This is a genomic window from Megasphaera massiliensis, from assembly GCF_000455225.1.
Lineage (GTDB): Bacteria > Bacillota > Negativicutes > Veillonellales > Megasphaeraceae > Megasphaera > Megasphaera massiliensis.
In genome coordinates this window covers 72,468-85,971 of the sequence record NZ_HF954534.1, presented here as the reverse complement: position 1 = coordinate 85,971, position 13,504 = coordinate 72,468, and the positions used below count along the sequence as shown (strand labels likewise).

Sequence of the window (13,504 nt, the reverse complement as noted above, 5' to 3'; positions counted from 1 at the left end):
GTCCGATTTTTTATATATCAATACCGCATTGTCAGTTGTCCCCTGATTCGGAGTTTCCGTTCTTTTTCGGTTTGATATTGAGGAGTGTCTTGACGGCTTGCTGTTTTTCCGGTGGCAAGGCGTGAAGGGCCCGGATGACGAGACAGTCTTCGTCCGTAATGGGCGCACAGTAGTCGCAGTTGCTGCGGGTGTCATCGCTCTTTTGGCAGTACATGCCGGGTCGGCCGACAAGGACACAGATGGGAATTTGGAAAAAATCAGCCATTTTCAGCAATACTGAAATATCTGGTGAATAAAGACCTGTTTCCCAAGAGTAGACGGCTTGCTTTGACATACCGAAGAGGTCGCCGAAAGCCGTCTGGGTTAAGCCGTTTTTCTTGCGATAGTACTTAATTTCTTGTCCTAGAGTCATTCATATCCACTCTTTCTGTATACTATACAGTATGCTGTAATATACACTTTTTATTATAAGATGTAAAACAAAATGTGTCAATGGCGGCATCTGCGATACAGAATAAAAAAAATCGGGATATTAGGAATGGCTGAAGAAGGTCGTAATGAGGTCGGTCAGGGCCTGTTGGTCGGCGGCGCCCATCAATTCACGGCACGAATGCATGGCCGTAATGGGAATGCCGATGTCCATGGTCCGGATGGGGAGGTTGGCCGATAAGAGGGAGCCCAAGGTCGAGCCGCCGGGAAGGTCGGAGCGGTTCATGAAGATCTGATAGGGGATGTCGGCCCGGCGGCACAAGCCTTTCAGGACGGCGACGGCTTCGGCGTCTCCGGCATAGGACTGGCTGGCGGCAATCTTGAGGGCTACGCCGCGGCCCATTTGGGGCTGGTTGGTGATATCGCATTTTTCCGGTACGTTGGGATGGATGGCATGGGCGACGTCGACGGACAGCATGAAGCCTTTTGAAAGGTCGGCCGACAGGTCGTCGTCGGTGAGCGCGAAGGCGTGATAGATGCGGGAGAGGATCCGGGAGAGGATGACGGAATCGGCGCCTTGTTTCGTATGGCTGCCCACTTCTTCGTTGTCAAAGAGGGCGACGATGTTCAAGCCGTCGGCGTCGGCGGCGTTTACCAGGGCCGATAGGGAGGCCAGGACCGACGTCAGGTTGTCCAGGCGGGGCGACGAGACGAATTCATCGTGCCAACCGAGGCGGCAGCCCGGTTCTGTCGGATAGACCGTCAGTTCGTACGACAGGATCGCTTCGGGCAGGCAGCGGCACGTTTCTGACAAGAAGTCGAGGAAGAAGTGCTGCGTTACCTCTTTTTCGTCGAGGCCCATGACCGGCAGGAGGTCCTTTTGGGGATTGAGCTCGATGCCCTGATTGGCCTTGCGGTTCATGTGGATGGCCAGGCGGGGAATGGTGAGGACCGGCCTTTTGAGGTCGATGAGGCGCAGGTTGGGCCGGAAGGGGTCTTCCGTTTCGATGGCGACAGCACCGGCCAGGGACAGGGGGCGGTCGAGCCACGATTCGCGCAGGAGACCGCCGTACGTTTCGGCGTTGACTTTAAGATAGCCCTTTTCGCGGATTTCCGGACGCTGCTTGATGCGCAGGCAGGGAAAATCAGTGTGGGCCGCACTGAGGCGCAGGTGGCGGCGGATGTTGCGGCCGGTCCGGAAGGCGATGAGGCCCGATCCGTAGACGGGAACGTAGTAGGCGCCGTCGGCTTCGAGCTGCCAGGGGGCGGCGTCCGGCATAAGGGCCGTAAAACCGGCCTTGTCGAGAAGGTCCCGCGAAGCGGCGGCCGTGTGGTACGGCGACGGGCTTTGGGCGATGAAGGTGAGTAAGGTATCGATAGAGTCATGGGACATGACGATCATCCTTTCTTGGGGATAAATTTTGTGATCCTGTTATTATATCATAGGTCGGCCACTTGCGCTTCCGGCAGGGAGCGCTTGGGCATCATAAAATCACAGCGGCGGCCGGCTTTTTGTTTTCTCAAGCCCTCATGGTATAATAGAGAAAAATTAATTTTCATGAAGGGGATCTTATGGATTTACGCGTCATTTCTCGATTTTTAGGAAAAATAGCCTTGGCCCAGGGCGGCGTCCTGTTTTTGCCCCTGGCCATGGCGATCATCATGGGGGAATCGAGCTGGCTGCCTTTTGTGGGCAGCATCATTCTCTGCGGACTCGTCGGCTGGGCCTGCCTGAACTACGGCCACGTGCGGACGCAGAAACTGACCATGCGCGAAGGCATTGCCATTACGGGAATCGGCTGGATGCTGGCTACGTTTTTGGGCATGCTTCCGTACTGCCTCGGCGGCTACCTGTCGTATTTCGACGGCCTCTTTGAAAGCGTGTCCGGCTTTACCGGGACCGGGGCGACGGTCATTACGGACCTTGAAATCCTGCCCCAGAGCCTGCTTCTGTGGCGCAGCATGACCCACTGGCTCGGCGGCCTCGGTATCATCGTCATCTTCATCGCCCTCTTGCCCGAAGCCGGTCAGTCGGCGGTCTTTTACATGTATAATGCCGAATCGACGGGTCCTACGAGAGAGCGCGTCCTGCCCAGGCTGCACGACATGACCAAGGTCCTCTTTCGCATCTACATGGCCTTTACGGCGACGGCCTTCGTCATCTTCTTCCTCTGCGGCATGGACTTTCTCGGTGCCGTCAACCACGCCTTGTCGACGGTCTCGGCCGGCGGCTTTTCGACGTATAATGCCAGTGCGGCCCATTTTGAAAGCCCGGCCGTCGAAGGCTGGATGACCTTTTTCATGATCCTCACCGGCGGCAACTACGCCTTGTATTACCGGGCCTGGCAAAAGGGCTGGAGCGTCCTTTGGGACAATATGGAATTTCGGGTCTATCTCTTGATCGTAGCAGCGGCGACGATTCTCATCGGCCTCAATCTCATGAGTGCCTTCGGCATCGGCCCTTCGACGGCCCTTCGCTACTCGTCCTTCCAGGCAGCATCCATCGCTACGACGGGCTTCGTCTCGGCCGATTTCGACCGCTGGCCGACTTTTTCTAAGGGAATTTTGCTGATGCTCATGATTTCCGGCGGCTGTGCCGGCTCGACGGCGGCCGGCCTTAAGGTGTCGCGCGTCGTCATCATGGCCCAGTACATTTGGCATGCGGCGAAAACGAAGCTCCATCCCAATCAGGTCCTGGGCATGACCATCAACGGCCACCGCATCGGCGACGATACGGTCGTCCGCGTGGCTCAGTTCTGCTTCCTCTACGTCATGTTCATCGCCCTCTGGGCCCTGCTCCTGACCTTTGACGGCATCGACGTCTTCGACGCCATCGGCATCAGCGTCTCGACCATGGGCTGCATCGGCCCGGCCTTCGGCATCACCGGGGCGACGTCGACCTATGCCGAACTGTCCCTCTTTTCAAAGTCCATCCTCTGCCTGTCCATGCTCTTAGGGAGACTTGAAATGTTCACCCTCCTGGTCATGCTCCAGAAGAACTTCTGGAAGTCGAAGGGCAGCTGGTAATATAAATCTTTCGTGAAACAGGGGATTTCCGGTTAAAATGCGATTAAACTTTCCCTCCGTCTCGTCCTCATAAGGCAAACTGTAGGTATAGCTTACCATCGAGGAGGGACGAACCATGAAGAAAATCGTCATTTTTGGCGCCTTAGCCGCTTTTTTGGCTGTGAGTCAATTCAGTGAGCACCTCTTTCCGGTCGTGGCCGAACCGGTGCCGGTCGTCGAAGAGGTCTTGCCCGACAAGGCCTTTATCTACGTGACGGGCGCCGTACATAGGCCGGGACTTTATGCCCTCGATGGGGAACAGACCGTCGGCGAAGCTGTAGAGACGGCAGGGGGGATGGCGGCCTATGCCGATACGGCATCTGTGAACCTGGCTGCAAGGGCGGCGGACGGCATGCATGTCCACATCCCTTATGACTGGAACGGCGTACCGCCGGCACCGATCGACGAGGGCAAGGTGTCTTTAAATCAGGCCGATGCCGAAAAGCTCATGACCCTGCCCGGTATCGGACCTTCCATGGCCGACAATATCATCGCCTACCGTCGGGAGCACGGCGCCTTTACCAGCATCGACGAATTGCAGAAGGTCAAGGGAATCGGACCGGCTAAATTCCAAAAATTAAAGGATCAGGTCGGCTTATGACCCTTCCGGCCCTGCGGCTGATTTGGCTCAGCCTCTCTTTGGTGCTGGCCCTGAGTGCCGGCATTGCTGCTGCCGACCGCCTTTCACTGCCCCTTCCTTGGTGGGGGGCCTTTTTCTTTTAGCCCTCTTGGGGATGGGACTGGGCGCCCGGTATGGGCGAAAGGCCTTTTTCTTCTTCCTGATTCCCGTCTTTTTTTGCCTCGGTGCCGGCCGGCTTCAACTGGCTTCCGACAGCTACGACGCTTTGCCCCATCAGGCCGCCGGAGCTGATCTCGTCGCCATAGGGACGGTATCTGAAAAAAGAGGCACCTTTACGAGCGAAGCGGGACCGATGGGGCGCTACGTCCTGGATGTTGCCTCCTATGCCTACGGCGATGAGAATCGGGTGTACCCCGGTGCCGGCAAGGCCTACGTGACCGTCCCCGACGGGCCGGCTGTCGGAGAAACCCTTCAGATCACCGGTCAGAGCCGGCCACTGACGTATTATAAAAACGACGGCATGTACGACGCCCGCCGCCGCGATCGGGAAAAAAGCGTGTGGCTGCGCCTCTTTGCCAAGGAGGGAAGGGACGTCCGACGCCTGGCAGAACCGACGGGCTTCAGGGCTTTTTTGCAGGACTTGCGAAAGGCCTTAACCCGGCGATATGATGCTGTCCTCGGGGCGGATTATGGGCCGGTCTTGTCGAGCCTCCTCTTTGGCGGCCACTACGATGAACTGCCGCCGGGCCTTATCGAGTCCTTCAGCACGACAGGTCTCATTCATATCCTCTCCGTATCCGGCTCGCACGTAGCCCTGCTCTTAGCCGTCCTGCAGATTATCGGCCGGGCTTTCGGCCTTCGGGGGACACCGCTCTTTATCTTGTCGGCAGCCTTTCTCCTCCTTTACAGCGCCTTGGCTGATTTTACGTCGCCTGTCGTCCGGGCGTCCATCATGGGCTCCCTCAGTGCCTTCAGCCTGACGGCACGCCGGGATTATACGGCAGGCCACGCCCTGGCTCTGGCCGTTGCGGCCATGCTGCTGTACAGTCCCTACCTCTTCTTCGATTTGAGTTTTCGCCTGTCGTGCAGTGCGTCGGCGGGCATCGTGCTGTTCTATAAACGGATCGCGACCGGCCTTTCGTTTTTACCGGAATTTTTGCGAAACTGCCTGTCCGTGTCCCTGGCCGCCCAAGTCCTGGTCGTGCCCATCCTCTTTTCGGCCTTCTTTTCCTTTCCCGTCTATTCGCTCTTGGCCAACGCCGTCGTGGCACCGGTCCTCGATGGGGTCATGGTCCTCGGTCTTGGCGCTTCCGTCTTGTCCTTAGTGTATGGAGCCGGGGCCGACTTGATCCTCTGGGGATTGAAGCCCTTTCTGGCCCTGGCACTCAAGGGCAATGCCTTTATCGCCGCCCTTCCGGGGAGCCGCCTGTGGGCCGGCCAGCCGTCGCTTTGGGCCTGGCTGACCTGGTATCTTTTGGTGGCCGTCGTCTTTTTTCGGCCCCTTCGAAAGACGTTGTTCCTGCCCCTCATTATTTCGTTGGCCATAAGCTTCATGGTGCGGCCGTCCGGGCCGGGCGTGCTGATTTTTGATGCCGGCCGCGATCAGGCGACGGCCATTATTTATGAAGATAGATCGGCCGATTTATGGTATAATAAATCGAGATTCTCCCATCCCGACCAGGCGGCTGTCGTCGTCATCCCGGCCCTTCGGGCCAACGGCATCTTCACCCTTCGCCGGTGCGTCGTCGAAGGGGAGGAAAGGGCTTACACAGAAGCCTTGTTTCAAAAAGAATTCACCTTCCTGAAGGGACCGGGGACAGGGGATATTCCCTATGGCGGTGCACGAGCCGTGCCCAAGTCCTTTTCCGACGAGGCCCTCCTTTGGGAGTTCCGATCTCTTGACGGTTGGGACGGAAGGGCCTTTCCGGCCTCGGCCATGGCCACCGTCGTCTATGAAGGACGCCGCGGGGACGGAGCCTTTTCCGAGTGGAGCGAGGCGGCCGACAGTTTCGGCGTTCCTGCCTACCTTCCGTCTCGGGACGGACAACTGCGCCTGGCCCGTCGGCGTGGAAGGTGGCACCTGTCTACATTTGTTGAGGAACATCTATGAATAATGCTAAAAATATAATGATCATCTACGGGTCCGAAGCCTACCTCATGGAAGAGGGGCGGAGACAGTTTTTTGAAGCGGCCCGGAAACGGTCCGGCGGCGACGCTGAAGTGCAGACCTTTCAAAAAGATGCGGCGGCGGCAACGGTCGTCGAATCCTTTCAGGGGACGAGCCTCTTTAGCAGCGGCACGATCACCGTCTGGTACGACTGTCCCTTTCTGCCCTTGAAGCGGGGCGGCCGGTCGCGGAGCAAAGTGAGCAAAGAAGAACAGTGGTTCCTCGACGAAGCGGGACGCCTCGACGACGGCAACAGCCTCTTGTTTTACAGCAAGGGCAACGTCGATACGGGAAGCGCTTTCTTTAAGGCCTTGAAGCCCATGGCCCGGGTCGTCGCTGCCGAAGCCGTGAGCGAAAAAAATGTCATGCCTTACGTGACGGCGTACCTGAAGAAACAGGGCAAGAGCCTCAGCCGCGACGGCGTCGTCTTTTTGCAGGACCTGTTCCAGACCTGGGGCAGCATCTCCCTGCTCTACGTCTTTTCCGAACTCGATAAATTGTGCATCACCTTGCCCGCTGGGAAACAGAGCATCGGACCGGATGACTTGGCCGATCTCTTTGCCGGCACCATGGAAAAGAACCTCTTCACCTTTATGGATGCCTTCCTCCGCCGCAATGGGGAAAAGACACTGCCCTTTGTCGAAGGGCTGTTCAGCAAGCAAGATGCCTTTTTGAAGAACACGGGATACATGCTGTCGCGACTGCGGCTCCTCTTGTCGTATAAAGAACTGTTGAAGGCCCATGCCGGAAAGACCCAGCGCGAACAGGTCCTGACGGCGATCAATAAGGGGCGAAGTGCGAAATATGTCATATATCACTTGCAAAAAGTCGCATCTTATTGGACAATAGAAGAGTTAGAACGTTGTATTTGCAATATTTTTACCTTACAGCTCCATATCCGCAGCGGGAAGGCGTCGCCGGCCGATATGGGAGCCCTTATTTGTCTTTATTGTAGTCTGAAAAGGTAGGTTAGAGCGTGACGGAAGCAGAAAAGGAACGAAAAGAGAGAATGAAGGAATACCGCCGCCGGTATCGTGAAAAGCATGGGCTGCCGGCTCCGAAGTCTCGGTCATGGAAAAAAATAGGCGGTGTCGTCGCAGCCCTGTGCATCTTGGGCTTCGGCGGATTCTTTGCCGCCCAGACGAGGGCCGAACAGATGGTGACCCTCGACGGTCATTCAGTCCAGGGCATGACCGATGAAGATATTGCCAATTACCTCGACATCCATGCCAAAGATATCGAAGGGCGCAAGCTCCATCTGGCAGCGGACGGCGTCGATACGACGCTGAACCTCGATGACCTCGGGGCCAAGCTCGACCGCCAGTACATCGACGATGAACTCCATCTCATCGGACGGCAGGGCATGCCTTGGGAGCGCGTAGCTGACGTGGCGACGACCTTGATGCATGGCAAGGACATCCCCTTGGCCATTGCCGTCGATGAAGAAAAACTCGACAAGGCCCTGAGCGATCTCCACGACAAACACGACAAGGATCCGGAAAATGCCTTTGCCTATGTCAAGGAAGACAATAAGACCGTCGCCGTCGAACCGGAAAAAGACCGCATCGTCATCAATACGGCAGGCCTCAAGGATTCCATTGCCGACAGCCTGCATAAGGGCCAGACCGGCGATATCGACGTCCCCGTTGACAGTCGGCAGCAGGCCGATATCAAGAGCGATGACTTGAAGGACATCGATACGGTCCTGTCTTATTACACGACCCATTTCGACAACAGCAATCCGGATCGCAATACGAATATCAAATTGGCCCAGGAACGGCTGAATCATGCCTTCGTCGCCAGCCAACAGGACTTTTCATTCAATAAATACGTCGGCACGCGAACGGCAGATAAGGGCTACAAACAGGCCCCGTCCTATTTTGAAAACAGACTGGAACAATCCGTCGGCGGCGGCGTCTGCCAGGTCAGCACGACCTTGTTCAACGCAGCCCTTCGGGCGGGCCTCTTCATCGCCAGCCGGGAACCGCATTTCGCTCCGGCAGCCTACGTACCGGTCGGCATGGATGCTACCGTTGCCGATGACGGCCTTGATTTTGCCTTTACCAACCCCTTCCAGCACCCCGTCGCCGTCTATACCGTCGTCGGGGCCAACACGGTGACGACGTATATCTTAGGCAACCACGCCGATACCAGCACGGTCACCTTTGAAACGACCCATCTCCAGAATTTACCGCACAAGATCATAAAGAAGCACGATGACAGCGTCACCGACGATACGCTGAAGCAGTTTGGCTACGACGGCCACGACATCACCATCCGCCGGACCGTGACCTACAGCGACGGCGACCGTCATATCGACCTCATCACGTCGCATTACGATCCCAATGACGCCATCGTTTTGACGCCTGACGGAGACAGTGAAGAAGTCGTCAGCACGGCCGATCTCGAGCCCCAGGATCCGCTCCTCAATGCGCCCCACGACATGATGGAATTCAACGTCACGGCAGCTCCTGCCGGCGATGACGAAGACGCTTACGATGAAGAGGACTATTCGGACGAAGAGTAGCCTGCCATCGTGCCTGAAAGAAAGGATAATCGATGAAAGTTTGGCATATTGTTCCTAAAAATGATATATTGATTCCCGTCGACGGCGGCCAGACCGTCGCCGTCGCCTCCATTGCAGCTGACCTGGAAAGCCATTGGTGGAAGGTCAAGACCGAGTCGGCCTATGCGCCGGGCGATATGGACCTCCTCCGCGACCGGGTCTGCCGGAAACTGGGCCTCGACGGCAACGTGTCTGTCGAACACCAGGTGACGTCTGTCTTCCACGGCGGCGACATGCCCCTTTCCATCCCGGAAAACGATCCCTTGCGGCAGATTGCCGACATCTCGACGGATGACCTCGAGGGCTACGGCATTCCTCACGAAGATTCGTACGAATCCCTCTACGACGTCGACGAAGAATTATATCAGGATGAAGACTATAAAAAAGCCTGCCAGTGCGCTTCCGTCTCGTCGTGCAGCGTCAGCAAGGGCGAGAAGGGGAATGGCGGCACTAAGACCGGCGGCGACAGCCGGGTTTGGATGGGCCGGGCTTTTGGCGGCCAGCCGGTCCCCATCAACGACGTCCTCGGCGAAGAGCAGAACGACGTCGTCCTTCAGGGCAAGGTCGTCAAAGTCGAGTTCCGGGAATTGAAGTCCAAGCGCATCCTCTTGACCTTCCAGATGGCCGACAGCACCAACGGTATTTCGGCCAAAAAGTTCCTCGACGTCAGCAACCAGGGCGGCAGCGGCAAATTCCGCCGCAAGAATACCCTGACGCCGGAAGAATACGACTGCCTCAAGACAAAACTGCAGCCCGGCGCCTACGTCCGCATCCACGGCAATATCCAATACGACAACTACCAGAACGACTACGTCTTCATGGCCTATGACATGATGGAAGCCGACGGCGGGACCGTCGAACGGGAAGACCATAACCCGACGCCCCGTGTCGAACTCCATCTCCATACGGTCATGAGCGATATGGACGCTTTGATTACGGTCAAACAGCTCATTAAGACCGTCAAAAAATGGCATCATCCGGCCATTGCCGTCACCGACCACGGCGTCGTCCAGTCCTTCCCGCTCCTGCAGGAAATCTCGACGGACAAGAGCAACGGCGTCAAGGTCATCTACGGCATGGAAGGCTACCTCTTCGATGACAAAATCGACCAGTCGTACCACATCATCATCCTGGCCAAGAACCAGACGGGCATCCGCAACCTGTACAAATTGGTCAGCATTTCTCACCTTAAATACATCTACCGCGGCCGTCCGCGCATTCCCCGGGCCGTCCTCGACGAATACCGCGAAGGCCTCGTCCTGGGCTCGGCTTGTGAAGCAGGCGAACTGGTCCGCTCCATGGTCCAGAAACGGCTTCCTTACGAAGAATTAAAGAAGATCGCCGATTACTACGATTACCTGGAAATCCAGCCTCTGACCAACAACGGCTTCTTAGTCCGTGAAGGCTATGTGGCCGATGAAGAAGGGCTGCGCGACATCAACCGGACGATCTTAAAAATCGGTGACGAACTGGGAAAACTGACCGTCGCCACCTGCGATGCCCACTTTATGAATCCCGAAGACAAGATCTACCGGGAAATCCTCATGACCGGCAAGGGCTTCAAAGATGCCGAATTCCAGCCAGACCTCTACCTGCGCACGACGGACGAAATGCTGGAAGAATTTTCCTACCTCGGCGAAGACCGGGCCAGAGAAGTGGTCATTACCAACCCTAATAAGATCAACGACATGATCGACGATTGCCGGCCGATCCCGAAGGAAACGCTGTACTTCCCGCAGATCGCAGGCTCGTCGGAAGCCTTGAAACACATGTGTTACGAAAAGGCCCATGAAATCTACGGCACGCCCTTGCCGAAGATCGTCGAAGACCGGCTCGAAGAAGAATTTACGTCCATCCTGGGCCACGGCTTCGGCGTCCTCTATTACATCGCCCATAAACTGGTAAAACACTCCAACGACGACGGCTACCTCGTAGGTTCTCGAGGCTCTGTCGGCTCGTCCTTCGTAGCCACCATGTCCGGCATTACGGAAGTCAACCCACTTCCTCCGCACTACGTCTGCCCCAAGTGCCATTGGAGCCACTTCTACACGAAGGGCGAATACGGCGGCGGCTTCGACCTGCCCGATAAGACCTGCCCCGAATGCGGCGAACCGCTCTTAAAGAACGGCCACAACATTCCGTTTGCCATTTTCCTCGGTTTCGACGGCGACAAGGTCCCCGATATCGACCTCAACTTCTCCGGCGAATACCATCCCAAGGCTCATAAATATACGGAAGAACTCTTCGGGAAAGACAACGTCTTCCGCGCCGGTACCATCGGTGCCGTCAAGGATAAGACGGCCTACGGCTACGTCATGAAATGGGCCGAGAAGAAGGGCATCCACGTCAATGAAGCTTACATCAACAGCCTCGTGTCAGGCTGCACGGGCATCAAGAATACGACGGGCCAGCATCCGGGCGGCGTCATGGTTATCCCCCGCGATATGGACGTCCATCACTTTACCCCCGTCCAGTACCCGGCCAATAAGAAAGAAAGCGGCATCATTACGACCCACTTCGATTACCATTCCATCGAAGGCCGTCTGGTCAAGCTCGACATCCTCGGCCACGATGATCCGACGGTCATCCGCATGTTAGAGGACATGACCCATATCAAGGCCACGACCATTCCCTTCGACGACCCGGCCACGATGAGCCTCTTCAGCTCGACCAAGGCTCTCGGCGTGACGCCGGAAGAACTGGGTTCCAAAGTCGGAAGCCTGGGGATCCCGGAATTCGGGACCAACTTCGTCCGTCAGATGCTGGTCGATACCAAGCCCAAGACCTTCTCGGAACTGGTCCGTATTTCCGGTTTCTCCCACGGTACCGACGTCTGGCTGAACAACGCCCAGGACCTCATCACGTCGGGGACGGTCCCCCTGAAGGAAGCCGTCTCGACCCGTGACGACATCATGAACTATCTCATCGAACACGGCATTAAACCCAAGACCAGTTTCAAGGTCATGGAAAACGTCCGTAAGGGCAAGGGCATCGATAAGCCCAACAAACTGGGCCAAAAGACGACGGACTACGAAGGCGAACTAAAAGAAGGGCACATTCCTCAGTGGTTCATCGAATCGTGCCAGAAAATCGGCTACCTCTTCCCGAGGGCCCACGCCGTGGCCTACGTCATGATGGCCTTCCGCATCGCCTGGTATAAGATCAACCAGCCCCTGGCTTACTACTGCGCTTACTTCACCATCCGGGCCAAGGCCTTCAAACTGTCGGCCATGATCCACGGCCTCGAAGGGCAGGAACGGGCCATGAAGGAAATCGCCGCCAAGGGCAAGAGTGCCTCCAAGATCGAACAAGACCTCTATTCGGCCTTAGAATTGGCCAAGGAAATGAGCCTTCGCGGCTTCTCCTTCCTGAACGTCGACATCAACCGCTCGGCAGCGACGAAATTCACCATCTGCGACGGCAAGATCCTGCCGCCCTTTACGGCCATCGACGGCCTGGGCGAAAGTGTCGCCGAACAGATCGTGGCCGAACGGGCCATCGCTCCCTTCAGTTCCAAAGCCGACCTCAAGATGCGCGGCAAGGTTTCCCAGTCCCTCATCGACACCATGAGTGCAGACGGCTGCTTAGGCGACCTTCCGGAAGACGAACAGATCGACCTCTTTGCCATGTAAAAGACCATACAGGAGTCAGAGCCTCTCCCTTCGGAGGGGCTTTTTCTCTCGACAGATTGCCGTTATTGCCGTATAATAATTCTTGTATTTAGCCGACTAAAGGAACGGCCTCAGCAAGACAAAATCTGTAAGGGAAGGAAGGGATATATCGTGGCAGTGAATGAAAAACTACGGGATCACCTGCACGACCAACTGTTTCGGGCCATACTGGAACTCAAGAGCGTCGATGAATGCTATGAATTTTTCGAAGACATCTGCACCATTCAGGAAATGAAAGCCATTTCAGCCCGCCTCGAAGTGGCCCGCATGCTCAAAGCCGGCGACATTTACGAAGATATCGTCCAAAAGACCGGCGCCAGCACGGCGACCATCAGCCGTATCAAGCGCTGTCTCGTATATGGCAGCGGCGGGTACGAAAAGATCCTCAGCCGCATGGCCGAGAAAGAACCAGATTTTTTAAAATTATCCAAGTAGGAGGACAGCCGATTTCATGAAGGCCAAGATTGACGTCACCATCTTCAAGAACGGTGATATGGATATACTGCAGGCTTCGATTTATGAAGAACTGTGGAAGGATTACTGTACATTTAAACAACGGGCTGTCATGCAGCAAGAAAAGGAAACGAAGAAAGGCATCTTTTTATCCCGCCGGTACTATCGGGCGGCATTGTTGTCGTTATTTACTTTTTTTGAAGGCGTTATCAACAACTGGATCAAGACCATCATCCAGGACCGACCGGAATTTTCCGGCGCAGCGGATCAGCAGACGCTGAAAAAATGCGACGCCGTCATCGAATACTGTTTCTTCTGTTCGTATACCAAGCATACCGGTACCTTTACCTCGCTTTACGGCTACATCAACCGCTATGAACAGCACGATTTGGCCCTCATTGAACACATCGACGGACAGACCCTCGACGCCATCGAAACGGCGATGGATGAGTATTTCTGTTACGTCGAAGCCCTGACCGGCCTCAAGCGCCTGCCCAAGCCCAACCAATCGACGACGGGCCTGGTCGGACGCATCGGCGGCCTGGTCAAGGACTGCCACGGCTGATAAGAAA

The 13,504-nt window shown here is 56.2% G+C and carries 11 protein-coding genes; 9 read left to right on the top strand and 2 right to left on the bottom strand.

The window, feature by feature from the left end:
• Positions 1-31: 31 nt before the first annotated feature.
• A complete protein-coding gene (locus TX77_RS01460; protein ID WP_044503064.1) occupies positions 32-412 on the bottom strand; it encodes a helix-turn-helix transcriptional regulator in 381 nt (126 codons plus the stop codon).
• A 120-nt stretch (positions 413-532) separates the two neighbouring features.
• Complete coding sequence (locus TX77_RS01455) at positions 533-1,822, bottom strand: M18 family aminopeptidase (protein ID WP_044503063.1); 1,290 nt, start codon at positions 1,820-1,822, stop codon at positions 533-535.
• A 179-nt stretch (positions 1,823-2,001) separates the two neighbouring features.
• Here TX77_RS01455 and TX77_RS01450 point away from each other — a divergent pair, with 179 nt between their 5' ends.
• From TX77_RS01450 to TX77_RS01415, 9 genes are all read left to right on the top strand, one after another.
• A complete protein-coding gene (locus tag TX77_RS01450; protein ID WP_044503062.1) occupies positions 2,002-3,456 on the top strand; it encodes a TrkH family potassium uptake protein in 1,455 nt (484 codons plus the stop codon).
• 115 nt (positions 3,457-3,571) lie between these two features.
• Positions 3,572-4,096, top strand: a complete 525-nt coding sequence (locus tag TX77_RS01445) for a helix-hairpin-helix domain-containing protein (RefSeq protein ID WP_044503061.1) — start codon at positions 3,572-3,574, stop codon at positions 4,094-4,096.
• Positions 4,093-4,218, top strand: a complete 126-nt coding sequence (locus tag TX77_RS14220) for a hypothetical protein (protein WP_268257927.1) — start codon at positions 4,093-4,095, stop codon at positions 4,216-4,218. Before TX77_RS01445 ends, TX77_RS14220 begins: the two co-directional genes overlap by 4 nt.
• 11 nt (positions 4,219-4,229) lie before the next feature.
• Positions 4,230-6,185 carry a ComEC/Rec2 family competence protein gene (locus tag TX77_RS01440; protein ID WP_230197995.1) on the top strand — a complete coding sequence of 652 codons (1,956 nt, stop codon included), beginning with the start codon at positions 4,230-4,232 and terminating at the stop codon, positions 6,183-6,185.
• Positions 6,182-7,210, top strand: a complete 1,029-nt coding sequence (holA, locus tag TX77_RS01435) for a DNA polymerase III subunit delta (RefSeq protein ID WP_044503060.1) — start codon at positions 6,182-6,184, stop codon at positions 7,208-7,210. Before TX77_RS01440 ends, holA begins: the two co-directional genes overlap by 4 nt.
• 8 nt (positions 7,211-7,218) lie before the next feature.
• A complete protein-coding gene (locus TX77_RS01430; RefSeq protein ID WP_230197994.1) occupies positions 7,219-8,769 on the top strand; it encodes a VanW family protein in 1,551 nt (516 codons plus the stop codon).
• Between the two features lie 32 nt (positions 8,770-8,801).
• Positions 8,802-12,440 carry a PolC-type DNA polymerase III gene (locus TX77_RS01425; RefSeq protein ID WP_044503059.1) on the top strand — a complete coding sequence of 1,213 codons (3,639 nt, stop codon included), beginning with the start codon at positions 8,802-8,804 and terminating at the stop codon, positions 12,438-12,440.
• Between the two features lie 150 nt (positions 12,441-12,590).
• Positions 12,591-12,914, top strand: a complete 324-nt coding sequence (locus TX77_RS01420; RefSeq protein ID WP_044503058.1) for a YerC/YecD family TrpR-related protein — start codon at positions 12,591-12,593, stop codon at positions 12,912-12,914.
• A gap of 16 nt (positions 12,915-12,930) precedes the next feature.
• Positions 12,931-13,497, top strand: a complete 567-nt coding sequence (locus TX77_RS01415; RefSeq protein ID WP_044503057.1) for a hypothetical protein — start codon at positions 12,931-12,933, stop codon at positions 13,495-13,497.
• The last annotated feature ends 7 nt before the right edge of the window (positions 13,498-13,504 follow it).

What these genes read in the sequence shown, in the direction of transcription:
- TX77_RS01460 (WP_044503064.1), bottom strand. Translation starts at nt 412, where the DNA reads ATGACTCTAGGACAAGAAATTAAGTACTATCGCAAGAAAAACGGCTTA.
- TX77_RS01455 (WP_044503063.1), bottom strand. Translation starts at nt 1,822, where the DNA reads ATGTCCCATGACTCTATCGATACCTTACTCACCTTCATCGCCCAAAGC.
- TX77_RS01450 (WP_044503062.1), top strand. Translation starts at nt 2,002, where the DNA reads ATGGATTTACGCGTCATTTCTCGATTTTTAGGAAAAATAGCCTTGGCC.
- TX77_RS01445 (WP_044503061.1), top strand. Translation starts at nt 3,572, where the DNA reads ATGAAGAAAATCGTCATTTTTGGCGCCTTAGCCGCTTTTTTGGCTGTG.
- TX77_RS14220 (WP_268257927.1), top strand. Translation starts at nt 4,093, where the DNA reads ATGACCCTTCCGGCCCTGCGGCTGATTTGGCTCAGCCTCTCTTTGGTG.
- TX77_RS01440 (WP_230197995.1), top strand. Translation starts at nt 4,230, where the DNA reads ATGGGACTGGGCGCCCGGTATGGGCGAAAGGCCTTTTTCTTCTTCCTG.
- holA (WP_044503060.1), top strand. Translation starts at nt 6,182, where the DNA reads ATGAATAATGCTAAAAATATAATGATCATCTACGGGTCCGAAGCCTAC.
- TX77_RS01425 (WP_044503059.1), top strand. Translation starts at nt 8,802, where the DNA reads ATGAAAGTTTGGCATATTGTTCCTAAAAATGATATATTGATTCCCGTC.
- TX77_RS01415 (WP_044503057.1), top strand. Translation starts at nt 12,931, where the DNA reads ATGAAGGCCAAGATTGACGTCACCATCTTCAAGAACGGTGATATGGAT.